This window comes from Parvibaculum sp. MBR-TMA-1.3b-4.2 (genome assembly GCF_053628815.1).
On the sequence record NZ_JBRJHC010000001.1, the window covers coordinates 1,728,975 to 1,755,875 of the forward strand.

Annotated in this window: 26 protein-coding genes; 6 read left to right on the forward strand and 20 right to left on the reverse strand. The window is 63.5% G+C overall.

What is annotated here, in order from left to right:
* Positions 1-7: 7 nt before the first annotated feature.
* Positions 8-1,138 carry a TAXI family TRAP transporter solute-binding subunit gene (locus tag ACSSVQ_RS08270; protein ID WP_454182201.1) on the reverse strand — a complete coding sequence of 377 codons (1,131 nt, stop codon included), beginning with the start codon at positions 1,136-1,138 and terminating at the stop codon, positions 8-10.
* A 186-nt stretch (positions 1,139-1,324) separates the two neighbouring features.
* On the opposite strand from ACSSVQ_RS08270, the gene ACSSVQ_RS08275 reads away from it, so the two are divergent.
* The gene (locus ACSSVQ_RS08275; protein ID WP_454182203.1) at positions 1,325-2,281 is read left to right on the forward strand and encodes a tetratricopeptide repeat protein; all 957 of its coding nucleotides are present in this window, start codon (positions 1,325-1,327) and stop codon (positions 2,279-2,281) included.
* 103 nt (positions 2,282-2,384) lie between these two features.
* On the opposite strand, the gene ACSSVQ_RS08280 is transcribed toward ACSSVQ_RS08275, so the two are convergent.
* The 10 genes from ACSSVQ_RS08280 to ACSSVQ_RS08325 all read right to left on the reverse strand — a co-directional run bounded on the left by ACSSVQ_RS08280 (position 2,385) and on the right by ACSSVQ_RS08325 (position 12,204).
* Entirely contained in the window at positions 2,385-3,356 is a 972-nt protein-coding gene (locus ACSSVQ_RS08280) for a type II secretion system F family protein (protein ID WP_454182205.1), read from the reverse strand.
* An 8-nt stretch (positions 3,357-3,364) separates the two neighbouring features.
* A complete protein-coding gene (locus ACSSVQ_RS08285; RefSeq protein WP_454182206.1) occupies positions 3,365-4,351 on the reverse strand; it encodes a type II secretion system F family protein in 987 nt (328 codons plus the stop codon).
* 17 nt (positions 4,352-4,368) lie between these two features.
* The gene (locus ACSSVQ_RS08290) at positions 4,369-5,820 is read right to left on the reverse strand and encodes a CpaF family protein (RefSeq protein WP_454182208.1); all 1,452 of its coding nucleotides are present in this window, start codon (positions 5,818-5,820) and stop codon (positions 4,369-4,371) included.
* Positions 5,821-5,837: 17 nt separating this feature from the next.
* Complete coding sequence (locus ACSSVQ_RS08295) at positions 5,838-7,196, reverse strand: AAA family ATPase (protein WP_454182210.1); 1,359 nt, start codon at positions 7,194-7,196, stop codon at positions 5,838-5,840.
* Positions 7,196-7,924: a CpaD family pilus assembly protein gene (locus ACSSVQ_RS08300; RefSeq protein ID WP_454182212.1), complete on the reverse strand. Its 729-nt coding sequence runs from the start codon at positions 7,922-7,924 to the stop codon at positions 7,196-7,198. Before ACSSVQ_RS08300 ends, ACSSVQ_RS08295 begins: the two co-directional genes overlap by 1 nt.
* A gap of 19 nt (positions 7,925-7,943) precedes the next feature.
* Positions 7,944-9,401 carry a type II and III secretion system protein family protein gene (locus tag ACSSVQ_RS08305; protein WP_454182214.1) on the reverse strand — a complete coding sequence of 486 codons (1,458 nt, stop codon included), beginning with the start codon at positions 9,399-9,401 and terminating at the stop codon, positions 7,944-7,946.
* A gap of 20 nt (positions 9,402-9,421) precedes the next feature.
* The gene (gene cpaB / locus ACSSVQ_RS08310; RefSeq protein WP_454182216.1) at positions 9,422-10,207 is read right to left on the reverse strand and encodes a Flp pilus assembly protein CpaB; all 786 of its coding nucleotides are present in this window, start codon (positions 10,205-10,207) and stop codon (positions 9,422-9,424) included.
* A 37-nt stretch (positions 10,208-10,244) separates the two neighbouring features.
* Positions 10,245-10,766: an A24 family peptidase gene (locus ACSSVQ_RS08315; RefSeq protein WP_454182219.1), complete on the reverse strand. Its 522-nt coding sequence runs from the start codon at positions 10,764-10,766 to the stop codon at positions 10,245-10,247.
* Positions 10,767-10,998: 232 nt separating this feature from the next.
* Positions 10,999-11,163 carry a Flp family type IVb pilin gene (locus ACSSVQ_RS08320; protein WP_454182221.1) on the reverse strand — a complete coding sequence of 55 codons (165 nt, stop codon included), beginning with the start codon at positions 11,161-11,163 and terminating at the stop codon, positions 10,999-11,001.
* 285 nt (positions 11,164-11,448) lie between these two features.
* Positions 11,449-12,204 (reverse strand): Crp/Fnr family transcriptional regulator, encoded by a 756-nt coding sequence (locus ACSSVQ_RS08325; protein WP_454182223.1) that lies wholly within the window; start codon positions 12,202-12,204, stop codon positions 11,449-11,451.
* A 214-nt stretch (positions 12,205-12,418) separates the two neighbouring features.
* On the opposite strand from ACSSVQ_RS08325, the gene ACSSVQ_RS08330 reads away from it, so the two are divergent.
* Positions 12,419-12,937, forward strand: coding sequence for a pilus assembly protein N-terminal domain-containing protein (locus ACSSVQ_RS08330; RefSeq protein WP_454182225.1), 519 nt, complete (start codon positions 12,419-12,421; stop codon positions 12,935-12,937).
* A 132-nt stretch (positions 12,938-13,069) separates the two neighbouring features.
* Here ACSSVQ_RS08330 and ACSSVQ_RS08335 read toward each other — a convergent pair whose 3' ends face one another.
* Positions 13,070-14,377, reverse strand: a complete 1,308-nt coding sequence (locus ACSSVQ_RS08335) for a pilus assembly protein TadG-related protein (RefSeq protein WP_454182227.1) — start codon at positions 14,375-14,377, stop codon at positions 13,070-13,072.
* Positions 14,378-14,682: 305 nt separating this feature from the next.
* Between ACSSVQ_RS08335 and ACSSVQ_RS08340 the strand changes: the two genes are divergently transcribed.
* Together ACSSVQ_RS08340 and ACSSVQ_RS08345 are read left to right on the forward strand one after the other, a co-directional pair.
* Entirely contained in the window at positions 14,683-15,249 is a 567-nt protein-coding gene (locus tag ACSSVQ_RS08340; RefSeq protein WP_454182228.1) for a TadE/TadG family type IV pilus assembly protein, read from the forward strand.
* Positions 15,250-15,252: 3 nt separating this feature from the next.
* Positions 15,253-15,810 (forward strand): TadE/TadG family type IV pilus assembly protein, encoded by a 558-nt coding sequence (locus tag ACSSVQ_RS08345; RefSeq protein ID WP_454182230.1) that lies wholly within the window; start codon positions 15,253-15,255, stop codon positions 15,808-15,810.
* Between the two features lie 419 nt (positions 15,811-16,229).
* On the opposite strand, the gene ACSSVQ_RS08350 is transcribed toward ACSSVQ_RS08345, so the two are convergent.
* From ACSSVQ_RS08350 to ACSSVQ_RS08385, 8 genes are all read right to left on the reverse strand, one after another.
* Complete coding sequence (locus tag ACSSVQ_RS08350; RefSeq protein WP_454182232.1) at positions 16,230-16,931, reverse strand: VIT1/CCC1 transporter family protein; 702 nt, start codon at positions 16,929-16,931, stop codon at positions 16,230-16,232.
* Positions 16,928-18,835, reverse strand: a complete 1,908-nt coding sequence (locus ACSSVQ_RS08355) for a heavy metal translocating P-type ATPase (RefSeq protein ID WP_454182234.1) — start codon at positions 18,833-18,835, stop codon at positions 16,928-16,930. The genes ACSSVQ_RS08350 and ACSSVQ_RS08355 overlap by 4 nt, the downstream gene beginning before the upstream one ends.
* A 5-nt stretch (positions 18,836-18,840) precedes the next feature.
* The gene (locus ACSSVQ_RS08360) at positions 18,841-19,821 is read right to left on the reverse strand and encodes an FAD:protein FMN transferase (RefSeq protein WP_454182236.1); all 981 of its coding nucleotides are present in this window, start codon (positions 19,819-19,821) and stop codon (positions 18,841-18,843) included.
* Positions 19,802-22,009 carry a PepSY domain-containing protein gene (locus tag ACSSVQ_RS08365; RefSeq protein ID WP_454182238.1) on the reverse strand — a complete coding sequence of 736 codons (2,208 nt, stop codon included), beginning with the start codon at positions 22,007-22,009 and terminating at the stop codon, positions 19,802-19,804. The genes ACSSVQ_RS08360 and ACSSVQ_RS08365 overlap by 20 nt, the downstream gene beginning before the upstream one ends.
* 11 nt (positions 22,010-22,020) lie before the next feature.
* Positions 22,021-22,491 carry a DUF2271 domain-containing protein gene (locus ACSSVQ_RS08370; RefSeq protein ID WP_454182240.1) on the reverse strand — a complete coding sequence of 157 codons (471 nt, stop codon included), beginning with the start codon at positions 22,489-22,491 and terminating at the stop codon, positions 22,021-22,023.
* Between the two features lie 38 nt (positions 22,492-22,529).
* The gene (locus tag ACSSVQ_RS08375; RefSeq protein ID WP_454182242.1) at positions 22,530-22,904 is read right to left on the reverse strand and encodes a hypothetical protein; all 375 of its coding nucleotides are present in this window, start codon (positions 22,902-22,904) and stop codon (positions 22,530-22,532) included.
* A gap of 180 nt (positions 22,905-23,084) precedes the next feature.
* Complete coding sequence (locus ACSSVQ_RS08380; protein WP_454182244.1) at positions 23,085-24,434, reverse strand: ferredoxin reductase family protein; 1,350 nt, start codon at positions 24,432-24,434, stop codon at positions 23,085-23,087.
* Positions 24,427-24,744 carry a PepSY domain-containing protein gene (locus tag ACSSVQ_RS08385; protein ID WP_454182246.1) on the reverse strand — a complete coding sequence of 106 codons (318 nt, stop codon included), beginning with the start codon at positions 24,742-24,744 and terminating at the stop codon, positions 24,427-24,429. The genes ACSSVQ_RS08380 and ACSSVQ_RS08385 overlap by 8 nt, the downstream gene beginning before the upstream one ends.
* Before the next feature lie 145 nt (positions 24,745-24,889).
* Here ACSSVQ_RS08385 and ACSSVQ_RS08390 point away from each other — a divergent pair, with 145 nt between their 5' ends.
* Positions 24,890-25,549, forward strand: a complete 660-nt coding sequence (locus tag ACSSVQ_RS08390; RefSeq protein ID WP_009503873.1) for a response regulator transcription factor — start codon at positions 24,890-24,892, stop codon at positions 25,547-25,549.
* Positions 25,546-26,886, forward strand: coding sequence for an ATP-binding protein (locus tag ACSSVQ_RS08395; RefSeq protein ID WP_454182248.1), 1,341 nt, complete (start codon positions 25,546-25,548; stop codon positions 26,884-26,886). Before ACSSVQ_RS08390 ends, ACSSVQ_RS08395 begins: the two co-directional genes overlap by 4 nt.
* Positions 26,887-26,901: the final 15 nt, after the last annotated feature.

The window sequence follows — 26,901 nt, forward strand, 5'->3', positions numbered from 1 at the left end:
AGGCTTGTCACGGGCGTTCGAGCGGCACCTGCGTCGAGGGCGGTTCCGATATGATGCCCTTCTTGTAGAAGAAGGCCGCCGCACCGCGATGCAGCGGTATAGGCAATCCCTCCACCGCCATCTTCATTTCCTCCTCCCCTTCGCCGGGCAGCAGGCCGTCCAGTCCAGGCGGCGAGAGCAGCATGTGATTGCCCGGATAAAAGAGAGCGCTTGTGACCTCTTCCACAAGGGCGGGAGAAGTATCGACGTCGCAGATGAAAACCAGCGGTGTGGACAGCGTCTCGATGGCCGGGGTCAGACGGAAGGTTCCCGCCGGCAATGTCACCGGCACGAGGAAGGGAGCCGTCTTGCGCAGCACCTCCAGTTGAGGTCCATCGATCGGTACGATGTCCACGGCGCCGCGGTCTGTCAGGCTGCGCAGAAGCGGCGCGCGGGGTTCGCCGATCATGAAAAAGGCGTCGAGCTGGCCGAACAAGGCGAGGTCGGCGGCGCGCTCGGGCAACTCGTCGCTCAGGACCGCATTGCCCGGCCCGATGCCGAATGCCGCCAACACCCGCAATGCCGTCTCCCGCAAGGGAGAGCCTTTGGGCCCGACGGCTATGCGCATTTTCCGCAGATCTTCAAAGCGAGAAATATGGGCGCCCCGGCTTGCCACGACAAAGACGTTCTCCCGATAGACGGAAGCGACGGCGCGCAGGCCGGTATAGGGGTTTTCGCCCTTGAAAGGCTGTTTCCCGCGATAGGCGAGGTCGAGCATGATGGCGGGGACAAGCGCGGATTCGAACTGACCCGCTTCGACCGCGCGGATATTGGCGGCGGCGCCGGCTGAGGATTTCACCACCGCGACCAGCCCCTTCACACCGCAAGGGCCGGTGCTATCGCAAGGCGGCGTGCCCGGCGGACGGCTGATCGCCCCGGCGAGCCGCTCGCCCACGGCAAAATAGGGGCTGTCCACGCTGCCTGTGCCGATCTGGAAGAAGGTGACGATACCCGGCCCATCCTCGAAGCTGTCGGGCGCGCGCCACCAAGAGGCCACACCGAGCACGACGAGCGCCAGCAGGCCGATTACGGCCAACACCGGACCGACCAGGCGGCGTTCGCTCAAGCCGCGCCAGATTTCCTCCAATACGTCCCGCATTCCCTATGCCTCTTTCGGCCGCGCAGCCCTCATTCTAGTCGGCGGCCTCCTCCCCAAATGAGGCGTTCGCCTCAATTCTTATAATTAATCCTTTCTTGACGGGTGTAGCCGACTATCAGGGTTGCAGAGCCGGGCGGGCGCTGCCGCGCCTTTTGGCTTGCCACCATCATTGCGGGATATGAAGCGATGACCAAGCCGCTTATCCAAGATTTCCATAGTATTCCGGCAGGCCGGAAACACTACCGTTCGGCGCGCCGGCCGGGACGCCGTGTGCCTTATCTGGCGATGGCGACCGTCTGCTCGGTCCTCGCCCTTGGCGGCTGCGCCTCGACGGGAAGCGGCACCGCCACGCCGAATGCGACGACGACCAAAGCAGGCGCCGAGAGCCAAGCCCCGGCCCAAACCAGACAAAGCGACGGCGAGCTGCGCGAAGCCGCGCTCAAGGCGCTGAAAACCAATGATTACGTGACGGCGGCAACCTGCTGGAGTTTCCTGCATGACCGCCATAAGGACAATGCGGAGATCGCCGTCCAGTATTCGAGCGCGCTGCGCCATATCGGATCCTACGATCAGGCCGCGACGGTGATGCAGCGCATCCAGCTCCTCCACAAGAACAATCCGGCCGTGCTCGGCGAATATGGCAAGGTGCTGGTCGCCAGCGGCCGCGTCGATCAGGGCGTCTCCATGCTGAAGGCGGCATTCGGACAATCTCCCAAGGACTGGAGGCTGCCCTCCGCCATCGGCGTCGCCTACGATCAGATGGGCCGCTATGGCGAAGCGCGCGGCGAATATGAAAAGGCCCTGGCGTTGGCGCCGGGCGAACCGTCCGTGCTCACCAATATGGGACTTTCCTACGCGCTGGAAGGCGATCTGGACAAGGCGGAGGACGTCCTGCGCAAGGCAGTGGCCAATCCCAATGCGGGTGCTTCCGCCCGGCAGAACCTTGCCGTGGTTCTGGGGCTCCAGGGCCATTTCGAGGAAGCGCGCCGCCTCGCCCGCGCAGACCTGCCGCCCAATATTGCGGAGAACAACATCTCCTATCTGAAATCCATGCTGAGCCAGCCGGCCCTCTGGGAAAAGATGAAGACGCTGGATGGCAATGGCGGTGCCCCTCAAGCCAGCGCCGGTTCTCCCTCTTCCTGAGGAAGCCGTCCTTCGGGACCAACAAATATGGGCGCTTCGGTCAATCCGAAGCGCCCTTTTTCGTTTGCCGCTTTTATCCCTCCCCTCATGAGAGGAGGCAGGCCTATTTGATATCCATGACCTGAATGATGGCCGGGCCCAGAATGACAACGAAGAGCACCGGAAGAAAGAACAGGATCATCGGCACGGTCAGCTTGGGCGGCAGGCCGGCGGCCTTCTTTTCGGCTTCGGACATACGCATGTCGCGATTTTCCTGCGCCATCACGCGAAGCGCCGTCCCCAGCGGCGTGCCATAGCGTTCAGCCTGCACCAGGCTCGTCACCACAGCCTTCACGCCCGGCAACCCGGTACGCAATGCCAAGTTCTCATAGGCCTGACGGCGATCCTGCAGATAGGAAAGCTCGGCCGTCGTCAGTGTCAGTTCCTCGGCGAGTTCCACCGATTGCAAGCCGATTTCGCTCGCGACCTTCTGGAAGGCCGCTTCGATCGACATGCCGGATTCCACGCAGATCAGCAAAAGGTCGAGCGCATCGGGAAAGGCCTTGCGGATCGAGTCCTGCCGACGCGCAATGACGTTTTCCACGAAAAGGTTGGGCAGGTAGAAGCCGATAAAGGCCGCCGCAGCGGCAGCCGCCAGACGTGACACCGGGTTCAGGCCGAAATTATCGACAACGCCCAGATAGAAGAGCGTGACGAGAAAAAGGATGAGCGGCATCACAAAACGGAAGAAAGCAAAGGTATAGAGCGGTGCCGTTCCGCGAAAGCCAGCGCGCCGCAACTTGTCCTTGAGGGCCTGATTTTCCAGCAGGTTGCCGCTTTGGCCGAACTGGTCGACGACCTGCTTGATCAGCCCCTTTGGGGTGCTGCGCAGCCTGGTTCGTTCATTGGCGAGCTGTTCGCGTGCACGCGCGCGCATTGCTTCTCGTTCACTTGCCACCGCCTTCATGCGCGTACCGAGCTTGTCCTGATCGAGAAGAGGCGAGGCCAGCGTCACGATGGTCGCAAAGGCGGCCATCGCGGTCAGTAGCATGACCACGTTCTCGACGGTTAACAGGGCTTCGAAGGTCTGCAGCATGATGCGTCCTAGAACTTGAAGTCGATCATCTTCCGCATCACCAGCACGCCGCACAGCATCCAGCAGGCGCCGCCTATAATGAGGATATTACCCAGCGTGGTGGAGAAGAGGAGATCCATGTATCCCGGCGAGGTCAGGGTGATAAGCCCCATGACCCCGGGCGGCAGCGAACCGATGATGGCGGCAGAAGCTTTCGCCTCCTGCGACATCGCCTTGATCTTGCCGCGCATCTTTTTGCGATCGCGCAGAACACGGGAAAGATTTCCCAGCGCCTCGGACAGGTTACCGCCGGTCTTCTGCTGGATGTTCAGAACGATCATGAAGAAGTTCACTTCGGCCAGCGGCATGCGCTCGTACATGCGCATGAGGCCCTGTTCCATGGAAACACCGACGCGCTGCCCCTCTACGAGATCGCGAAATTCCTGTCCCACGGGATCGGGCGCTTCGTTGGCGATGATCTTCAGACAGTCATTGATCGGCAGACCCGCCTTCACACCGCGCACGATGACATCGATGGAGTTGGCAAACTCCTCGGCAAATGCCTTCTGACGCCGGTTGATAAGAAATTTCAGAATCCAGCGCGGCACGCCAAATGCGACCGCAAATCCGCCCAACAGGCCGACAAGGCTCGAAAAGCCCGTCAGAAGCAGAAGACCCGCCATTATCAGGCCGACAATGGCGCTCAACATATGGAACGAGCGCGTATCGATCTTGAGGCCGGCCCGTTCCAACCGCATCGCAAGAGAAAGCTTCTTTTTGTGCTCTTTCTGCTGCTCTTCCAGTCCTTTCAGCGTCTCCTGCATCTGCTTGCGACGCTTTTCGCTGCTATCGGCCTCGCTTTCAACCCGTGCATTCTTTGCACGGCCGGGCCCCGCCACACGCGCAACCCGTTTTTGCGCGGAGTTCTGTCCGCCGACGAAAACGAAACCGACACCTCCGATGCCCACAGCAACGAGGAACGAGATCGCAATGATGATGAACGTGGCCTGATCCATCCGGCTGCCGTTTCCGTTCAGTCCTGTGCGCGGTCGAGGGCCGCGGCAAGATTCTGGTGCTGATTGTAGTAACGCGCCCTGTCCCAGAATGCGGGGCGGGCGATACCCGTCGATTTGTGCTTGCCGAGGATGCGGCCGTGCTCGTCTTCACCGTCCATGTCGTAGACGAAAAGATCCTGGGTGATCACCACATCGCCTTCTGTGCCGAGCACCTCGGTGATATGCGTGATACGGCGCGAACCGTCTCGCAGACGCGCGGCCTGGATGATCACATCGATCGATCCCACGATCATTTCGCGAATGGTTTTGGAAGGCAGGTTGTAGCCGCCCATGGTGATCATACTTTCCAGACGAGACAGGGCCTCTCGCGGACTGTTCGCATGGAGCGTCCCCATGGAACCGTCATGACCGGTGTTCATGGCCTGCAAAAGGTCGAAGGCTTCCGGTCCACGCACCTCACCCACGATGATGCGTTCGGGGCGCATACGCAGGCAGTTACGGACAAGCTCGGTCATCGTCACCTGCCCCTGCCCTTCCAGATTGGGCGGGCGGGTTTCGAGACGCACCACATGCGGCTGCTGAAGCTGAAGTTCGGCGGCGTCTTCGCAGGTAATCACGCGCTCGTCATGCTCGATGAAGGCCGTGAGACAGTTCAGAAGCGTCGTCTTACCCGAACCCGTACCGCCAGAAATCAGGACGTTACAGCGAACCTTGCCGATAATACCGAGAACTTCCGCGCCTTCAGGGGAGATGGAAGCGTACTCCACCAGGTCCTGCATCTTGAGCTTGTCGCGGCGGAACTTACGAATGGTAAGCGCGGGGCCGTCGATGGCCAGCGGCGGAACGATCACGTTGACGCGAGAGCCGTCCGGCAGGCGCGCGTCGCATATCGGGCTTGATTCATCGACGCGACGGCCGACCTGGCTCACGATACGCTGACAGATGTTCATGAGCTGGCTGTTGTCGCGGAAGCGAACACCTGTCACTTCGGTCTTGCCGTTCACTTCGATGAAAGTGCGTTCGCAGCCATTCACCATGATGTCGGCAATATCATCGCGGGCCAGCAGCGGTTCGAGCGGACCATACCCGAGCACGTCGTTGCAAATATCCTGGAGCAGCGCTTCCTGCTCGGAAATCGACATCACGACATTCTTGATCGAAAGAATCTCGTTCACGATGTCGCGGATTTCCTCGCGTGCGCTTTCCGTATCGAGCTGGGCGAGCTGCGTCAGGTCGATCGTATCGATCAACGCGTTAAAGATCGTGGTCTTGATCTGGTAGTAGTTCTCGGAACGATCATCCACGGTCGCGCTCGGCCGCGCAGCCGGCGTGGACTGGGCGGGCGCGGGTTTGGGAGGCGGCGCCTTTGGCGCGGCGGCCTTCTGCCCGCCGGACTGCGTCTCGGGGCGGGCCGGCGCCGCAGGTTTGCGGGGCGCAACAGCTTGTCCTTCGTTCCGGCGTCCAAACACTTTCCACTACCTCCGGTTCAGGCTTTTCGGCTGAACAGTTTCTTGAGCGAGAACGATTTTCGCGCCTTGCCGACGTTCGCTTCGCGCCCGCAAAGCATCTGCGCAAGATCACGCAAATTGTCCGAGGTCTTGCCCTTCGGTTCGAGCTCTTCGAGCATCTGGCCGTTATTGGCGGCCGCGCCGAAAAGACCGGGATTGAACGGGATCACCAACGCAGGATCCATTCCGATCGCCTCGGCGAAATCCTTTGCCGGAATCTCGGGCCGCTTGGGAACGCCAACCTGGTTCAGGACGATGCGCGGCGGCGTGTCATTGGGACGGGCCTGACGGATCAGGTCGACCAGGTTCTTGGTATTCCGCAGGCTGGCAAGGTCCGGCATGGCGGTAATGACCACCTCGTCGGCAGCCAGAAGCGCCTTCTTCGTCCAGGGCGACCAGATATGCGGAAGATCGACAATCACGCACGGCACGCCCGCGCGAACGATTTCGATTACGCTTTCGCAGGATTCCGTATCGACCTCATATTCGCGGTCGAGAACGGCGGGTGCCGCGAAGAGGCTCAGCCTGTCTGTACATTTGACGAGCAGCCGGTCGAGCAGCACGTCGTCGAGACGTTCCGGCGCGGTCAGTGCGTCGGCAATGCCCTGAGCCGGATCCTGATTGAAATCGAGGCCCGCCGTCCCGAAGGGAAGATCCAGGTCGGCGATCACGACATCTTCGTTGAAGCTCGTGGAGATCGACCAGCCGATATTATGCGCAAGCGTGCTCGAGCCCACACCGCCCTTGGCGCCCATGAAAGCGATAGTCCGCCCGATCGGCGGCGCGTCGGGATCGATATAGAGGCGCGAGACGGCCTCGATCACGGCGAGCGGCTTCAGCGGCGCCACGAGATACTCGTTCACCCCTTGCCGGATCATCTCGCGATAGAGCGAGACGTCGTTCAGGTGACCGACGACGATCACTTTCGTTCCCGCGTCGCAAACTTCTGCAAGGGCGCCAAGCTGGCTGAAAAGTTCGTTCCCCGACGCGGAGGTCTCGACAATGATCAGATTGGGTGTGGATGCGGTCTGATACTGCTCGACCGCGGCGGCCACACCGCCCATATGAACGGTCAGATGCGCCTTGGCCAGGCGGCGGTCTTCGCCTGCGCGCTGGATGGTGCTGCCGCTCTCGGGAAATTCGCAGAACGCGTGAATGGTGATACGCGGCACCGGCTTCATGACGGGGGCAAGGCCGCCCTCGCTCGCATTCTGATCGTTTGCCGGCTGAGCACCACGCGTCTCGTCCGCGCCCGCGCGCGGCGGGGGCGCGGGATCTTCGGTCGCGACCGGCGGGGCCTCGGCATCCATTTCGTCTTTATACGCTGCGTCGCTCATCACTTCACCTCGCTGACCGCGGCCGAGTCGCTATCGGAGCGCTGCGTCGCAGTCGATTCGCCCTTGCGGTACTTCTCGAGCACCGTGCTGCGGCGATCCGCATCTGCCGGATCCATGGTGCGCGGATGCACGAGATCGGCCGGATCGGCAACCATCGCCGCAAGATTGTTCTGTGTCGCACAGCCGAAATTCGGCGGATTGAGATTCTTGGGGTTGTAGGCATAATTCGTCGACCAGTCGCCACAGGGGCTCGCCTGCGCCACATACCGATTGAACGTCATGACGACGGGCGCGGAGTTCTTGTCGCCGGCGACCTGGTAGGGCTTGTAGACCACCCGATCGTCCGTCACGCCTTCTTCCGCCAGTGCACGGCTGACATCGTTGAGGAAGTCGGACGCCGCGCCCTTGTTCAGGCTGCGGTCGGGGACCGATACCACCATCGGGCCATGGCCACGTTCGGTATAGGCGCGGGCGAAGGACGCGATCTGCGCCTTCTGACGGTCGTTCAGATATCCGAGATCCATCGCCGCATCGAGCTTCAGCGTTGCCGTATCTTGCGACACGGTAATGGGGTGCGCGTTCTCAGGCGTGTAGAGAGCTTCCTCACGGCCATTGAACCCGCCGCAGCCGGCCAGCGCCAGCATGGCGACAGCGGCAGCCAGCGGACGCCATCCGAACTGCGTTGCGTTCTTCGCCGTCGTTTTCGGCATGTTCCGGTCCATAGTCATATCCGATGCCTTTCCCTGATCATTCCACGACGAAGCCGACGGGACCCTTGAGCGTCTTGCCCGCGGGCTGGCTGTCTTTCAGTCCATAGGTCGCGTTCAGCTTGCCCATCAGGATGGTGTCCATGTCGCTCGGCGGCGAATAGCCGTCGGTCGGGAGGGCGATGTTCTTGCGCGCGGTCGGGTTCACGAGATACGGCGTAACCACGACCACGAGTTCGGTTTCGTTTTTCTGATAGTCGCGGCTGCGAAACAGGGCGCCCAGCACGGGGAGATCTTTCGCCCCCGGAACGCCATCGATATTTTGACGGGTCTGCTCGGACAGGAGGCCGGCCATGACCAGAGAACCGCCGCTCGGCAGCTCGAGCGTGGTTTCCGCACGACGAACCTTGAGCGAGGGCACGGTCACACCGCCCGACGTCGATCCCTGCAATACAAAGGCGTTTTCCGAGGTCAGCTCGGATACTTCCGTCGAAATCTTGAGGCTGATGCGACCATCGCTCAGCACCACGGGCGTGAAGTTGAGCCCGACACCGAACGGCTTGTACTGCAGCTGGATGTTGCCGTTGTTATCGCGCGATACCGGCACGGGGAATTCGCCGCCCGCCAGGAAGCTTGCCGCTTCGCCGGAAATGGCCGTCAGGTTCGGTTCGGCCAGCGTGTGCAGCAGGCCGGTTCGCTCCAGGGCCTGCAACGTACCACCAAGCTGGAATTTTTCATTGTAGTTGGCAGCGCCTGTCAGGCCGCCGAGGGACTGCCCCTGCAAGCTCAAAGCGTTTTGGGTCGCCACACCGAACGCGACATTTCCGAGGCTGCCCAGATTGGCCAGGTTGATCCCGAGCTGCTTGATCGCGGTCCGCTGCATTTCAGCGACCGTGACCTTCAGCATCACCTGCTCCTTGCCCGAAATCGACAGCATGTTGACGATACGGTTGTCTTCGGGTTTCGCGCCGATGAAACGCGCCGCGAAGGTGCGGGCCTTGTCGGCTGCAGAAGCGCTTGGCACCGTGCCGGACAGAACGATGTTGTCGTTCATGGCCTGCACATCGATCTTCGTCCCAGGGAAGTAGTGGCTCAATGCATCCCGCAGGCTTGCCAGGTCGCGTTCGACGCGGATTTCGAGATTGAGGATCTGGCGACCGTCCTTATCGAAGAAAAAGGCGTTGGTCTGCCCGACCTTGAGGCCGATCAGATAGGTGCGCTTGTTCGTACGTACCACCGCATCGACGATTTCCGGGTTGGACACGAGCACGTCACGGGCCGCGACGGGCAACTCCACGATAGCCGCCTTGTCGAGGCCCAGCACGATGGCGCGCGAGTCCTGACCGGTCCCGCCCTGGTCGATCTTCACCAGCCGGGCATCGGCCGCGTACAGCGGTGTGGCCGGTTCCCAGCCAAGCGCCACGGCGCAAAGCACAAGAAGGCCCATACGCAGCCAACGCCGGGTTCGCGCTTTTGAAGAATGTGCTTTTGCCGTCATGGTCTCGTTCCTCATGGCAGTCACTTCACGCGAACGGGTTGGGTATGACCGAAGCGGACAACACGGACAACGGAGCCTTCGGCTTCGTCGCGCGTGTCGCCGCCTGCGATTTCCTTGTCGCCGATGCCACGAAGCGAGAGCATCAGCTTTCCCTCTTCCTGGGCCATGGCGATCAATTCCGCCTGTGCCGGCGTCAGTTCGAGCGTCGCCGTCTTGCCGATAGCGACCTGCCCGCCTTCCTTTTCGTTGAAGCGCTGGTCGATCGCGAGAATGCGTACATTGCGCATGATTGTTTCAGCCGTGACGGCATTGCGGCTGCCGCCGGAAGACCGGCCCGTGAGAACGACATCGACGCGGTCATTGGGGAGGATGAATCCGCCAGCGCTGGTTTCCGGCGAAATACGGATTGCCACGGCGCGCATACCGGGCTCCAGCAGAGCGGACATCAAACCCTTGCCTTCCGTCCAGACCAATCGGTCGGGAACAATCGGCTCACCCTTGACGATCGGCAGTCGCGCGATAGCACCGTCCAGAGACTGAAGCGCCTGCGAGCGTTTTTCCTTGGTGATAAAAACCGGGTTCATCGCGCTGTCAGGCCATTTCTGCCACTGCATGTTCGAGGCCGTCAGGCGACCGCCTGTTTCGATATTGTCGGATGCGACAAGAATCTCCGAGGTCGGCGCCTCGACGACTTTGGGCGCGGCCTGCTTGCTGTCGTCCGACGAGACAAGACCGCGCGCCAGGAAGGCGGCAGCGCCCGCTGCGACCAATGCCAGAACCAGAACTCCAATACGTGCGGCGTTCATATGTTCACTTCCTTTCCACGCGGATCATTCGCCACACTCATGAGGTGGCGGCCGCGAAGGCGACCCAGTGTGAGTCCCTGAAAATCACGAGACCCGCCAATGCGAGTGCGACGCCGTAAGGCACGCCTTCGCGATGATCGTGCAGCCGCGCCACCCAAGCCTGACGAACAAGCACCTGCGGCAGCGGCAGACGACGAAATCCGAGAATGGCGAGCGTCAGCACGCCGCCGAAAATGGATGCGACAATGAGATAACCAAGCAGGTCGGACCATCCGATCCAGAGCGCGGCGGCGGCCACGAATTTCGCGTCCCCCCCGCCGATGAAGCCGAAGCCGAATAGCGCCATGCCTGCAACGAGCGCGACACCGCCGGCGGCGAGATGCCAACCGATCTGCTCCACTCCCAACCCCGCAAAGGGCGCGACCACCACGAAAGCGGCAGCCAACGAAACCGTCAGCCAATTGGGGATCGTCATGGTCGTCAGATCCCAGAGCGCGCCGAAAATCATGGCGAGCGGAAAGACGATAATGGCCACGAGATTGATCACCTGATTGCCCATCCTCAACTGATCTTCTGCCCCCCGGGGATCGGACGGCCTTGACCAGACTTTCAAGGAAATACTGGGCGCGTGACCGTAAATTTGACGTAAACAAGCGGCCTTAATGTTTCATCACTGAACATTTTCAAGGTTTACTCACATACGCCGGTCTTAAACGACAAAGGCCGCCGAAACCGTATCGGTTTCGGCGGCCTGAGTTGCGCCCTCCCTGGGGAGGACCGATTTACGGCGATTAGCCGATCTTGTCGTTTACGTCTTCGAACACGCCGTTCAGCGTCGAACCAAGCGTGTTAACGGCCACGATGATCGCAACCGCGATGCCGGCGGCGATGAGACCATATTCGATCGCGGTCGCACCGGACTCGTTCTTTGCAAAAGACTTCAGAAACTGGCTCATAACAAGCCTCCTTGAACTTAAGTGACTATCGACAGCACCAAGCCTGCGCTTCTACCGCGAAGGCCGCCCTTTCGGACTGGAGGGAATACTAGACGAGACACGTTACCCAAAAACTAACCTCGCCCTTTCAATTCGGTTCTAATGAATGAACACTTAGGGCCGACCTAATATGTAATAGAATAATCGTATGTATTTACTTCATACACATTGAGGCGAGATCCTTCCGACACGGAAAAATGTAAAGCGCCCACAAAAGAGTATGGTTACTTCCGGGTTAATGAAAAATCAGCGGTGTGATTTATTTTCATAGAGATGACGCAGTATCTGCTCGTCCCGTATGAAAAGGCCCGGATATTCGCGTACCGCCACACCGTCCCGGACGAGGCCGGCAATCGCGCGGGCCACGACTTCTTCCGTGGTGGACAAACGGCTGGCCAACTCGCGATGGCGGGGGAGCCGGGCGACGAAAAGACCGCCCGGCTTGTCCTCGTCACCGGCCCTTGGTTCTGCGAGCGAAATCAACTCACCATAAACGCGCTGCTCGCCGGAAAGGTCGCCGTCGGAAGACGGCCCGCCGTTCGGCTCCGCGTCACGCCCGCTTCTCAGCCGATGCGCGTATTGAAAGAGAAGCGCGCGCGAGACGCTCTCCTCCCGGGTGAGCAACTCCTCGAAACGCGTCTGGGGCAAAATTGCGAGAAGACCATCTTGTCTGGCGACCACCGTCAGGTCCGGATCGGGAATACCGAAAACCGCCATCTCGCCGAACTGCCCGCCGGCGGCAACGTCCAGATAGTCGACCTGGCCGGTCAAGCCGTTGGGCCGGGCCAGCCTGACCGTGCCGGCCACAACGAAAACGACCCCTTCGAGCACGTCGCCCGCAGAGGATGCGAGAACGATTTCTTCCCGCGTCATTTCGCGCCACTCACACTCGGTGGAAAGCAACGCCAATTCCTTGCGCGGCAGATCGGAAAGAATGGCAATCCGGGCGAGAGAGCGGCCGCTGCCTTGTGCCTGTTCTCCCTGGGAGATTCCGCCAAACATGCACCGCACCTCAACATTCCCGAATATCGACAGAATGCCAATCTAGGCCGCCGTCTTTAAACAGGTGTTAATCCGGCTGGCTCAAGCTCTGAATTGGTCAACAGATCGTTCATTCATTGTCGCTATCGTGCACACAGGAATGGCACCGAGTAGAGACCGGTGCGGATTTCAACGAGTTGGCAATACGGGACATTCAGTGTCAGGACGGGCAGACATGAACCGACAAACAATTAAAGGCGAACGGCGCGCAACAAATTTTCGCGCCTGTCTGGTCGCCGCCGTGGCGGGTGCAGGGCTTGCCGCCATCGTCGCAACCGCCGCTCAGGCGGATGATTTGAGCGTGCCGGTGAACAGCTCTCGCCCGCTTACCCTTGCGTCGCCCGCAGCGACGGTGTTTCTTTCCAATCCGCGGGTTGCCGATGTGAATGTCCAAAGCTCGACGCTCGTCTATATCCTGGGCAAGAACCACGGGCAGACGGACCTCATCGCGCTCGACAAGGACGGCAAACAGATCCTCGATATGGCGATCAACGTGACCGCGCCGGAGAACGATATCGTGACGCTTACGCGCGGCACCGGCCAGTACACCTATAATTGCGCGCCGCGCTGCGAGGCCGTGGCCGCGCAAGGCGACAATGTGGACCGCTTCGACGCCTTGATGAAACAGGCGGGTGCGCTGACGGGTGCTGCGAATGCCATGGCGCAACAGACTTCACCGGGAAACGCAGAGTAACCTCTCCGCCCCCCGACAAACGAAACGTCGGCACGCAAAAGCCCGGAAGCATCGCTTCCGGGCTTTGTCATATTCAGCTTTTATCGATTACGTTTTCGCAGTGCTCACACCCGGGTATCTCCGGCGGCGTTTTCACTTCGCAATACGCAGATTGGAGAGCTGCAGGGCGATGGACGCGAACACGCTCTTCAATTCGTCCACTTCGTCCACGTCATAATACATGTCGGACTCCGTCGCGCAGTTACGCAGCAGGTTCGCGTTCCCATCAATCACGCGGATGGTATAGAGCTTGACCTTGTCGTCGCGTATCGCATCGCAGATCAGTTCCGTGCGATCATCGATCTGATTTTGCGAGCTTGTGAACCGGTTTTGCGTGTTCTCGCCATCTGTGAGGAACACGATTGCCTTTTCAAGATCGTCCGCCTTCGCCGCAGCCGTTGATTCCGGCCCGCCGAATGTCACCATGTTCCAGCCCCAGGCCAGACCGATCGTCGTGTTGGTGTTGCCGCTTGCCTGCATCGCATTGATCTTTGCCTCGATCACGTCCCAATTGTCCGTAAGCGGCAGGATGGGGGCCGACGGACAATAGGAATTGTTGGATTCGGCAGGATATTTCGTCGTGTCGTCAGCCGGATCCGCAGTGGTATTGCTGACATCGTAATCCTGGTCGCGGTCCTGTACACAGCCCTTCCAACTGTTCTTGTTGACCGTGGTCGTGACATCTTTCCATTCGCATGTCTGCCACCACCAATAGCCGGTGCACACATATTCCTGCGTCGTGGTCGACCACCTGATCCACTTCTCGTTCTTCATGTCTTTGCCGACATTAACGTCGACGGTGAAGGGCACAACGCTGATCTTGACGTCGCCGGAGCTTGTCGCCGCGCTGGAGTTCTTGAGCGTAGTCAGCAAGAGCTTGGCAGCATCCTTCATCGCCGGCAGCTTGCCGCGCTGGCCCATGGAGCCGGTATTGTCGAGCACCAGCGCCACTTCGAGCTTCTTGCCCTGACGCTTGATTTGCGACGTTGCCGAGACGTTCATCTCATTGATGCCAACGATGTTCATGATTGTGGTGGGCAATTTCGCCTTCACGCTCAGATCGACGGTGTCGCCATTGTCGGTCACGCTGATCGTGCCCGGCACACCGAGTTTCTGGGCAGGGTAGTTCGCGTCGAAATAGGCTTGAGCGATACTTTGCACCTCCGTGGAGTTCTTGCCGGTGGCCGTCCCGACGGCGAGACCGGCCGCGTCGAGCGCGGAACGCAAGCGCGACTGCACCACATAGGCGCGCGAGATATCCACCGCCGCGCCCATGGCCACAAGAATAGGGATGAGTGCAAGAGCGAAAATCGTCGCGAAGTTGCCTCGCTTGTCCTTTTTGAAGACAACAAGGTAACGCGCCGCGTGAGTGAACGAAAAACGCTTTCCCATGCCTGACATGCCGAAGAACTCCAATCCGAGGACGCGCGCAAACGCGCCAGTCTCCAGATTTCATTTTTAGGTTCCGCGTCCTAATTTTTGGTGAAGCTCTACGGCACAGCTTTAGCCAATTTTAAGCATAACCCCGAGGATGCGGTCGTTCCTGCCCCCTGCGCCGGCTACCGGTGCAGGGCTCTCGATCCCGAGGAGGCCCGCACTTCGCCTCAAATGCGGCGGGCCGCACTTACGATTTGGTAAGAGCGGGTCCGCTATGGATGGGAGCAAGGAGCGGATTGTCCGCCGACAGAAAGCGTTTGGACCGGTTCATGGACAGGCATGGCGACAATAAAAGAGGGTTCTTCGCCAGATTGCGCCGGTTCCGTCGGGAGGAAAAAGGCGTAACCGCTGTCGAGTTCGCGCTGCTGGCTGCGCCCTTCTTCCTGCTGCTCTTCGCGATTATCGAGACCTGTCTCACCTTTTTCGCCAATGCGAATATGGATAGCGTGGTCGCCCAGGCGGGCCGCATGGTCCGTACCGGTCAGGCCCAGATGCAGGGTTGGGGCGAGGCCGACTTCGTGACCTATATCTGCGACCGCATGACGCTGATCAGCGACTGCGAAAGCAACCTCAATGTGGATGTGCAGACTTTTCCCAGCTTCACGTCGGTTGTGTTCGCCCCGCTGGTAGATGCGGACGGCAATGTCATCGAACATCATCGTTTCGAGCCGGGCACGGCGGGCGACATCGTTCTCGTGCGCGCCTATTACGTCTGGGATGTGATGAGCCCAACCGCGATCGGCCTGTCGAATGTGTCTGGAAACGGCCGTTTGCTGGTTTCCAGCGTCGCTTTTCGTAATGAGCCGTTCGGCGCCGCGCTGCCGCCAGGGAACTAAACCATGAAGGACCGTCGGAGCTGTTCGCATATTCCCGGTATCTATCGGCGCTTTGCCGGCGACCGGCGCGGTGTCGCCGCGGTAGAGTTCGCGCTCCTCTTGCCGCTGATGATCATCATGTATTTCGGCGCGCTGGAGATCACCGATGCGCTGACGGCCAATCGCCGGGTGACGCTCGCCACCCAGACCGTGGGCGATCTGGTCGCGCAGTCCGCCGTCATCACCGATCACGACATGACCGACATCTTTGCCGCCACCGCGGCCGTGATGGCGCCCTTCGATGCTTCCAAGCTCAAGATGCGCGTCACCAGCGTTGTGGCCGACAGCAACAACAACACCAAGGTGGCGTGGAGCGACGGCTACAACATGGCCGCGCGCAGCAAGAACTCAACCGTCGGGCTTCCCGCCGGGCTGACCACGGGCGGCGACAGCGTGATCTATGCGGAGGTGAAGTTCACCTATACCTCGCTGCTGGGGGAATATTTCACGAGCCCCTTCGTCTTCACGGACGAAGCCTATCTGCGGCCGCGGCGCTCGCTTCAGGTTGCCCGCACCAACTGACCCGGCAAGCGTTAACCATAATTTGCACCTGCCTGTAGTAATTCTGCCGCAGCGGTGGATTCGTTGTTTCAGCGATCAGGCGTTTTGCAGCGCAGCGCGCATGCGAACCAGGCGCTCAAGAGCATGAGCGCCTTATCCGGCAATCGATCCGGCCGGCGCTCAACATCTTGATTTCAAGCGGAAAAACCTATGGCGGAGGGGATGGGACCGGAATCCAACGTTCTCTGGCCGCTAAGTCACTGTTATCATTCATGCAAGAAATGGTTCGAACCGTCATCCGCTTGCAATCGCGACTGGCAGCCAAACGGATTGACCGCGGCCAGAGCCACGTTTCCGCAACTGCACCGCCACGTCCGCCGCGTCGCTACGAACACTGAGATTGTCCCGGACGAAGTCGCCCCCAGAGCGGGAACCCAAGGCTACCCGACCGTGACCCCGAACAACGCCCCCACCGCCGCGGTCGCTCCCATGGCGAGCGCGCCCCAGAACGTCACTCTTGCGGCCCCACGCGCGACGCCTGCTCCGCCGGCTGACGCGCCCATTCCACCGAGCACCGCCAGCCCGATTAGTGTCGATGCCGCCACCAGAACCCCGATCCGCATTTCCGGCACCAGCAGCGTGACGATCAACGGAAGCACCGCGCCCACGGCAAAGGTCAGGGCCGAGACCAGCGCCGCCTGGATCGGGCGGGCCGTCACGGTCTCGGAGATGCCGAGTTCGTCGCGGGCATGCGATCCGAGCGCGTCGCGTTCGGTCAGCTGGTGGGCCACCTTCTCCGCCAGGTCGCGATCGAGCCCCCGGTCTACGTAGATCCGGGTGAGCTCCTCGAGTTCCGCCTCAGGCGTTTCCGCCAGCTCGCGGGTCTCGCGGGCAAGATCGGCTTGTTCCGCATCAGTCTGGGAACTGACCGAGACGTATTCGCCCGCCGCCATGGACATCGCGCCAGCCACAAGCCCGGCCAGCCCCGCGATCAGGACCTCCGGCTTTCCGGACCCGGCTGCGGCGACGCCGACGACGAGGCTCGCGGTCGAAACAAGACCGTCGTTGGCCCCGAGCACGGCGGCCCGCAACCAGCCGATGCGATGCACCATGTGGATTTCGGAATGCGAGAGGCGGCTCATGGCGTGGCTCCTTGCGCGAGGTCGGCCTGCCCGGAGGAGACAGCCTTTGGTTTCGGAATGGTGGGTTCATGGGGCGCGATGCGCAGCGCGCGCAGGGCGTTTAGGATAACGGCGACGTCGATCACTTCCTGCAGGAGCGCCCCCTGCACCGGGGTGAGATAACCGAAGGCGGCGGCTATCATGCCCAGGACCGACAGACCGATCCCGGCGACGACGCTTTCGACCGCGATCCGTCGCGAGGCCCGCGCGATCTCGATGCCGGGCCCCAGCCGGTCGAGTCGGTCGACGAGCAGCACCACGTCGGCGGCCTCGGCGGAGGCCGCGGCGCCCCGTGCCCCCATCGCCACGCCCACGTCGGCCGCCGCCAGCGCGGGCGCGTCGTTGACGCCGTCGCCCACCATCATGACGGGACCGTGCTTTCGCTCGGTCAGCACCAGCAGAACCTTCTGGTCCGGCGACAGTCCAGCGCGCAGACCGTCGAGACCAAGTCCCTCGGTCACGCGCTCGGCCACGTCCGCGCGGTCGCCGGTGGCGAGCAGAATGCGCGAGATGCCTTCGCGGCGGAGACCTTCCAGCATGGCGCCCGCGCCTTCGCGCAGAGGATCTGACATCACCAGATGCCCGGCCATTCGGCCATCGACCGCAACTGCGACCAAGACCGATCCGGCGCCCTTGGCGGGGTGATCACCCCCCGGTCGCCCGACCCGGGAAGCCACGAAACCGTCGCCCCCGACGATGACGCTGCGGCCCTCGACATCGCCCACGACCCCTTCGCCGGGAAACTCGGCGACCTCGGCCGGCACGGGCAGCGTAAAGCCGCGCGCCTTGGCGGCGGCGACGATGGCCTGCGCGACAGGGTGCTTGGAGGCCTGATCGAGCGCTGCGGCAAGGCGCAGGATGTCGTCCTCGCCCATGCCGTCGTGACTGTCGATCGAGACGATCTGCGGGCGGCCGTCGGTCAGCGTGCCGGTCTTGTCGAGGATCAGGGTGCGGATGCGCGCCATCGTCTCGAGCGGCCCCGCGCCCTTGATTAGCACCCCGAAATGCGCCGCGCGCGAAAGACCCGCGACCAGTGCGACCGGCACGGCAAGGATCAGCGGACAGGGCGTGGCCACGACCAGCACGGCCACCGCCCGGATCGGATCGCCGGTGAACCACCAGGCCGCAAAGGCGATGCTGACGGTGACGGCCAGAAAGCCCAGCGACCAGCGGTCCGCCAGCCGGGACATCGGCGCTTTGGACGCCTGCGCTTCCTCGACCAGACGGACGATCCCGGCATAGGTGCTGTCCTTGGCTTCGCGCGTCGCCGTCAGGTCGAAGGCCTCGCCCGCATTGGTCGAGCCGCTCATGGCGTCGGCCCCGCGCGCCAGCCGGACTGGCAGGGACTCGCCGGTCAGCGCCGAGGTGTCGAGGAAGGCCGTGTCGGAGGCCACCGTGCCGTCTACCGGCACCACGTCGCCCTGCCGGATCAGCAGGCGATCACCGGGGGCGAGTTCGTCGAGCGGCACCTCCTCCAGCGCACCGTTGCGGTGCCGGGTCGCGGTCCGGGGCACGCGGGACAGGAGGTCCTGCATTGAGCGACGGGCGCGGCCCTCTGCGAAAGCTTCGAGGAAGGTGCCGCCTGAATACATCACCGCGACGACCGCCGCTGCGAGCGTCTCGCCGAAGACGAGCGCCGCCGACATGGAGAGCGCGGCGACGATATCGAGGCCCACTTCGCCGCGCCCGATGCTCCGGACGATCTCGACCAAGAGGCCTGCGAGCGCCGGAACGACCCCGGCGATCCAGACGAGGTTCGCGAAATCGGGTTGGCCCGCGAAGTAGAACGCAAGTCCGCCAGTCAAGCCGGCCGCGGCCAGCAGCAGGAGTGCGGTCTTGAAGCGATCGGTACGGGTCTGTTCCATGCGGCTCAAATTCCCCCGGCTGGGGCGATTGCCGCTGGTTCTTCGGAAAAAAGTCGCCCGACTCCCACGCCCCTTGCGTTCCCTTCATCATCGCGCAGGAGAAACAGGGCGTCGAGCCCGCGTTTTCCTGCAAGTGCCGCGCCTCTCTCGGGCCCGAGCACCATAAGGGCCGTCGCCCAGGCATCGGCCTCGGCACAGGTGCGGGCCACGACCGTGACGGAGGCAGGCGACGCGATCAGCGGCGCGCCGCGTCTCGGATCCATGGTGTGCGAGAGGCGTCGTCCTTGCACCTCGACCCAGTGGCGGTAGTCGCCCGAGGTCGCCACGGCGGCATCCTGCAGCGCGAGGATTGCATGCGGCGTCCGGCGCCCCGGGTCAGGCGCTTCCACCGCGATCGTCCACGCTTCGCCATCCGGCCTGAGACCGATTGCACGCATCTCGCCGTCGATCCCGACAAGGGCGGCTACAATCCCCTGGTCGCGCAGCGTCTCGGCCAGCCGGTCCACGCCATAGCCCTTGGCGATGCCGTTCAGATCCAGCGCGATGGGCGCTGTCTTGCGAAGGTGGTCGCCGTCGAACTCCAGAACCTCATGTGCAGGGCGACGCTGGACGGCCATCGCCGTGCGAATACCCTCGGGTGCCGCGTCGCTCGGACCGAAGCCCCAGGCGGTCACCGCATCACCCATGCCGATGTCGAAGGCCCCGTCCGATGCGCGGCCGATCTCGAGGCCGAGGCGCAGCACCTCGAGCAATCGCGCGGGCACCGGCACCCTTTGGCCCACCGGGGCTGCGTTGAGCCGCATCAGGTCGCTGTCGGGCTTCCAGGTCGACATCTGCGCGTCCACGTCTTCCACGGCCGCCTGCAGCGCGCCCCGGACTGCCTCCTTGTCGACGTCGGGACCAGCGAAGAACAGCGCCGACCATCGCGTGCCCATCGTGGGGCCGTTCAGGGCGACCCTAACCAGCTCAGTAGACATCTTCGACATACCGCCCCTCCGCCTTCAGGACTGCCGGCGTCAGCCCGGCCGGCGCGAGTATCTCGGCCAGCGCATCGGCCGCGCCCGCGGCCATGTCCCGTCCGCCGCAGACCATCACGCGCGCCCCTTTGAGGATGAGCTCTGCGACCTCGGCGGCCTCGCCGCGCAGCGCGTCCTGCACGTAGTGAGGACGCGCCCCACGCGAGACGGCTGTGACCAGGCGGCTCAGTCGCCCTTCGTCCTGCCAGGTCGCCAGCTCCTCGCCGTAGAAGAAGTCGCTGTCGGGATGGCGCATGCCGAAGAACAGGTGAATCGGCCTGCGGCTCCCGTTGCCGCGCACGAAGCCCGCGAGCGGCCCGATACCAGTCCCCGCGCCGATCAGGATCAGCGGCGCCCGGCTCCGGCCCGGACGGAAACCGGGGTTGGGGCGCAGGAAAGCGCTCACCGTGTCGCCAGGCTCCAGCGCCGTGAGCTGACCCGAGCAGAGGCCGCCGGGGTGCTTCTTGACCACGATCTCGATGAAGCCGTCGCGGCGCCCAGAGGCGAGCGAGTAGAGCCGCGGGACGGCGCCTCCTTCGGGCAGAATGCCGATCAGGTCGCCCGCCTGGAACCGGGCGAACCCGCCCCCGAGCAGCCGTTGCCAGAGCGAGACGCGCGGAAGCGCGAAGCGGAGGATGGCGGTCGGTGCCTGCACCTCGGCGCCGTAGTCGCGCCGCGAGACAAGGGTCAGCGTGGTCGTTTGCGGCTGGACCAACTGATGCGACAGCTCGAGTCCAATGCCGAGCACGTCTCCAAGCGCACGACCCCAGCGGGCGAAATCCTGCGGCGACTGCCGGTCGATGGTGCCCATCGGCAGAAGCTCGGGCCAGCCTTTCGCCTGCGCCGCTGCCGTGACATCCCTGGCGAAGGCGCACCAGGCCGGAAAGCTGCGGTCACCGAAGCCGAGCACCGCCAGAGGAATGCCAGGCGCGCGCTCGAGGGCACTCAGCCGGTCGAGAAAGCCCTTCGCCGAGGCGGGCGCCGCCCCGTCGCCATAGGTCGCGGCGAGCAGGATGATCCGCTCCGCCCGCGCATAGCGCTCCGGCGCGAAGCCCGACATCGGGCCGACATGGACGCTCTGCCCGGCTTGCGTCAGCGCGGCATGAAGGGTCGCGGCGAAGCCCCAGGTGCTGCCGCCCTCGCTGCCGACGAGCAGGATCGTCTCCGCCCGCATGGCGGGCTGGTTGCCCCGGATGCGCGGCCGCCCGCGCCGCCCGGCCAGCCAGACCAGTACACCGGTCGCGCCCATCGCGGGCACGCCGAGCGCCATGAATCCGAGCACGAGGCCGAGCGTCGCCACACCCTGTCCGGTGTGCAGCATGTAGATGGTCTCCGAGACGCGCTCCCATCCCGTCAGGTCAGCCCAAGCCAGAAGCGCGCCGGTACCCTGGTCGAGATAGCCGGTGCCCCGGTCGGTCTTGACCGTGAACACGTCCGTCGCGTCGCCCGGATAGGGAAAGCTCAGCTCGCGCAACTCGGCGACGGGCGTCTGCAGGAGCGTGGCCATCTGATCGAGCGCGAACCCCGTCTCTTCGCTCACCTCGGTCGGCGTGGCCGGGATGGCGCCGCCGTCCGGCAGGAGATCGAACGTGGACGCCGTCATCCAGAGGGCGGTCGTGGAAGACAGAATGAGGCCGACGACGGCGATCCGGGCGATCTCGACGTGCAACCGGCCCGCGAGCGGTCCGCGCAGCGGCGCGAACCAGTGCCGCCAACCGCCCGCCCGCCGCGCGACCAGCACCGCGCCGGATAGCGACAGGACCAGCATCGCGGCAGCCCCCAGGGCCATGGCGATGCGCCCGCCATCGCCGAGAAACAGCGACCGGTGCATGTTGGTCAGCCAGCGCTGCGTCTGGTTGGGGTCGGCCGAGGCGACGCCTGCGCCCGTTGCCGGGTCGATCACGGCGGCCCCCGGTGTGCCCTGATCGAACCAGTAGGCGGTGATCCGGCCCGAGGGCGAGCGGCGGATCTGCTCCACGCCCGGATAGACGGTCTGGATGCGGTCCGCGAGGGTGGCGACGGTCAGGCCGGCCTGCGGCTTCGGCGCGGCGATGCGCTCGGCCGCGGGGAAGACCGAGAGCGCCGCACCGCTCAGGCTCAGGATGGTGAGGAGCGCGAGGGCCAGAAGACCCGGCCAGCGATGGAGTACACGGATCATGGCCCAGCCCCTCACATGTCGTAGGCGAAGCTGGCGATGTAGCGGCGGCCGGCCACCGGCGTGCCCGCGCCATCGGTCGTGAGCGGCACGGCCACCTCGTTCGGGCTGTCGCGCATGTCCTCGACGGCCGCGTCGATGTGGAGCGTGTAGCCCGCGTCGAAGAGCGCGTCGGCCAGGTCGAGCGTGATCTCGAGCGTGCGGCCCGCGCCGACGCTGGCGCCGGTGATGCCGTTGATCTGCGCAGTGTCGCCGCCCGTGGCGCGGTACCAGTCGCTCAGATGCTCGTAGTACTTGGACTTGCCGCCGGCCATCCAGAGACTGCCGACATAGGCGCCCGAGGCGTCGGTTACGTAGAGCGCGACGTAGGCCCCGTCGCCTCCATAGTTGTTGAGGGTCGTGGTGAGCGTCACCGGCCGCGCCATGGCGAGACCGGGAAGCGTCAGCGCCGTGGTCAGCGCAAGCGTTGCGAGAAGCGATTTCATCGGATGGATCCTTGTTCGGAGAGGGGCTGCGGAGCGGTTCAGTTCACCTGAACCTGCGGAGGTGCGCCGTTCCCGAAGAGGCCGTTCTGCGGAGGGGCGACCGTGCCCGCGGGCGCGGGATTGCGAGCGCCACCGCGGCATTCGTCGTCGTCATCATCGTCGTCGCAGTCTTCGTCATCGTCGTCATCTTCGTCATCGTCGTGGCCGCGACGCGAGCCGTCCCGCCAGCGATTGTCGTCGTCATCATCGTCGCTTGCGAGAACGAGCGGCATGGCTTGCGCCGCGTCATCGAAGAGCGCGGCGACCGGCCGAAGGACGCCGTCGGACGGGGCCTGCATCGCGCTCCAGGCGGGGACGCCGATCGCGACGGTCAGAGCCGTGGACGCGGCGAGAAATGTCAGGGTCTTCTTCATGGCAGGGTCTCCTTTGGTCTGCTGAAGACAATCTGGAGAACCGACCTGAGGGCTTGCTGACGGCGCAGCGATTTCCGCTTCAGCTTGCCGTCAGGAAGAAAAGGCCCCGCCGGTGAGAGCGGGGCCAAAAGGCGCAGGCGAGAGCCACACGGCTGGCGTGGCGATGTGACAGGCCCTTTCTCAGGCGAATTCGAACTGCTCGAAGCGGACCCGCCGCGGCATCTGGTCCTGTGCCTTCAGGCCCTTGAGGATCCCGTCCTTCAGGCCGGTCGGGCCGCAGAACCACAGATCTGCATCCTTGACCGCGAACGGCGCCGCGCTGATCAGGCGCTCGGCCGTGAGTCGGCCATCGCGCGTCGTGACGACTACCTCGAAACTGAACCTCGGGTTGCGGGCGGCCGCAGCGCGCAGCGTCTCTACCGCGATCGCTTCCTCCTGTGTCCGGACGCAATGGACGAGGTGAATGTCGCGCCTCTCCGCCTCGGTCAGGCTTTCCGCCCAGGCGAGGAAGGGCGTGATGCCGATGCCGCCGGCGAGCCAGATCTGGCGCGCACCGCCCTTGCGGAAGTCGAACCGCCCATATGGGCCCTCGACCTGGACGCGCGTCCCGGTCCGCAAGGTCGCGGGAAGACTCCGCGTCCAGCCACCCAAGCCCCGGATGGAGAACGTCAGGGTGCCGTCAGGGCGCGGGGCGCTGGCAATCGTGAAAGGGTGCGGCTCGGACAGTCCTGCCTCTGGCGCGCGGAAGAAGGCGAATTGCCCCGGCCGCCACCGCATGGCCCGCCCCTCGGGGCGGAGGGTTAGCGTGGTGGTGTCCTTGGTCTGGCTGATCTCTGTGACGGTGAATTCTCTACGCCGCAGGTACGGGGCGACCAGCTCGGTGAATATCCACGCAGCCACTCCGGCAATGCCAAATGTGTTCAGAAGCACCGAGAGCGATGGATCTACCTCTGTCGGCAGGTCGACGAAGAACTGGTGAAAGACCACGATTGCAAAAAGGGCCCCCATGAAACGATGGCTGAACCGCCAGATTTGATAGGGGATTTCCAGTGGGGTGAAGGGCAATCTCCGGAACCAGCTGACAGCAACCAGGGCAAGAAGCGCGTTGAAGGCAAGTTCGCCCGCCTCTTCACCAAGTTCACCAAGGGAGGTTTCACGCACCAAACGCTCGAAATCCGGCTCGATCTGCTGGTGCAGGATCATCAGGACCATTGCGGAAATACCAAGCCACTTGTGGACCCGGTACATGCGATCGAGACCGCCGAACAACGGCTCCACCAGCGGCGGCCGTGCGGCGAGGATCAGGGTCTGTGCCATCGCGACAACTGCCGCGGCCCCGACGGCGATGCCGAGCGCGGCATCCGCACCATAAGTCGCATAGGTGTTGAAACCGAGCAAAGCCGCCAGCAGGCATGGCAACGCAACCAGCACCGGGCCCATCATGGGCAGGGGCGATATGACGGGAAGCCGGGGCAGTGTCGGAAAGCCGGGCGCCTGGACATCACCGGCGCGATGCACTGCATCAGTCATCGTCGCCTCCCTCTCGGTCCCGGTCGCGCCGATCGCCTTCGTCGTCCTCGTATTCGATCTCGATCACCTCCAGCGTAGCCGGGTGGACCGTCACCTCGATTCGGCGCCCCTCGGCGTCCCGACCGTCGATCTCGTAGCAGCCGTCGTCGATCTTGATGCGGCGCACTGTCCAGCCGTTCTCCCCGGCAAGCCGGGCGACGGCATCGCGCGGCTGCCAGTCGGCCATCGGCACGAAGCAATCGTCGTCAGCCAGCGCCGCGCCGGCCGTAAAGACCGCGAGAAAGCCGATAATTGTCAATGTCTTCTTCATGGGGCACACTCCTAGTGGCTCGCCTCTTGATGCCATTCATGCGCCGCGAAGCTGACGGCAGCCTGAAGGGGCTCGACCCACAAGCTTCAGCTTCGTGTCAGCCAGACGGATCATGGAGGGACATCAGGAAAGGACGGGTACGACCATGCGCATATTGCTGATCGAGGACGACACGACTCTTGGCGCTGCCGTGCGCGACCAGATCGCAGCTGATGGCCAATCGGTCGACTGGGTCACGCGGCTTGACGCGGCGGCAGACGCGATGAGCGCAACCTCTTACGACCTGCTCCTGCTCGACCTCATGCTGCCAGACGGACGTGGTATCGGGTTCCTCAAGGGCCTCAGGACGCGTGGAGACGTGACGCCGGTCATCATCCTGACGGCGCTCGACCAGGTGTCCGATAGGATCGAAGGCCTCAATGCGGGCGCTGACGACTATCTTGTGAAGCCCTTCGACCTGTCGGAACTGTCGGCACGGATCGGATCGGTCGCGCGGCGCTACAGCGGCAACCCCAACCCGATCCTGACCCACGGACCGCTCGACATCGACCTTGCCGCGCGCAGCGTCCATCGGGATGGCAGACATGTGCCGCTGACGGCGCGGGAATGGGCGCTCTTCGAGGCCTTCCTGGCGCGTCCCGGGCAGCTCCTGTCCAAGGCGCAGTTGGAGGAGAAGCTCTACGCTTTCGACGCCGAAGTCGAGAGCAACACCATCGAGGTGCACGTGAGCCGCCTGCGCAAGAAACTGGGGAGCGCCATCATCGAGACCGAGCGCGGCATGGGTTACCGGCTGGGCAAGCCATGATGTGGCCATCCAGCCTTCAGGTACGGCTCGGCTTGTCACTCGGCCTTGTGCTGACGATCCTCTGGCTCGCCGCCGCCACGGTTACCGCGGTGATCGTTCGGGGCGAGATGGACGAGGTCTTCGACAGCGCCCTGCGCGAAACCGCCGAGCGCATCCTTCCGCTGGCCGTGACCGACATCGTCGGCCGAGAAGATCAGGGTGTGACGCAGCGCCTTGCCCCGATCCGGGAGCATGACGAGTTCTTCACCTACATCGTACGCGATGCCGAGGGACGCATTTTGCTGCAATCCCATGCGGCGGACCCTGCCGTGTTCCCTCCATACGACGGGCCGGGATTTGGGCAGAACGCCACACATCGCCTCTACAGCGACGCGGCGCTCCAGGGGACGATCAGCATCACCGTGGCCGAACCGTTGGCGCATCGCGCATCGGTCGCGCAAGAAATCCAGATGGGCCTCGGCCTGCCACTGCTGGTCGTGCTGCCGTTGGCACTTGCGGCGATCATTCTCTCTGTCCGCTTCAGCCTCGGCCCACTCCGCCGGTTCCGTACGCGTCTCGAGGCGCGCGGCGCGCGTGATCTGTCGGAGGTGCCCGCCGACAACCTGCCGACGGAAATCGGCCCGCTGGCTGCAACGTTGAACAGCCTTCTGGCAAGGCTGCGCGATGCGTTCGAGGCTGAGCGCAGCTTCGCGGCGAACGCGGCCCATGAGCTGCGGACGCCTCTGGCAGGCGCCATCGCACAGGCGCAACGGCTGCGGTCGGAAACCGAAGACCGGGCGGCCGCACAGCGTGCGACCGACATCGAGGAGACGCTGAAACGGCTGACGCGCCGGACAGAACGCTTGATGCAACTGGCGCGCGCCGAAGGCGGACGCCTCCTGTCCGACACGGCACACGATGCTCGGGCCGGCTTGCGTATCGTCGTCGAAGATATGATGCGCAATCTTCAGTCGCATGACTTGGCGCTCGACCTTCCCGAGACCCCGGTGCTCTCGACCATCGACCCCGACGCGCTGGGAATCGTCTGTCGGAACCTGGTGGAGAACGCGCTCAGGCATGGAGCAGCACATGGTGAGGTCAAGGTTCTGCTGACCCCAGACGGCGACCTGATCGTCTCGAACGCGGGACCCGCGGTCGAACGCGAGCGCCTCGCTCGGCTCACGGAGCGTTTCCAGCAGGACGTGCAGAAACCCGGCGGCAGCGGGCTCGGTCTCACCATTGTTGCCGCGATCGCCGACCGGACGGGAAGCCGGCTGACATTGGCGTCGCCGAGGCCCGGAGCGGCAGACGGATTTCAAGCACGGTTTCAACTGCCCTCAATGGCGGGCGAGGCCTGACCGCCCTCGAAGCGG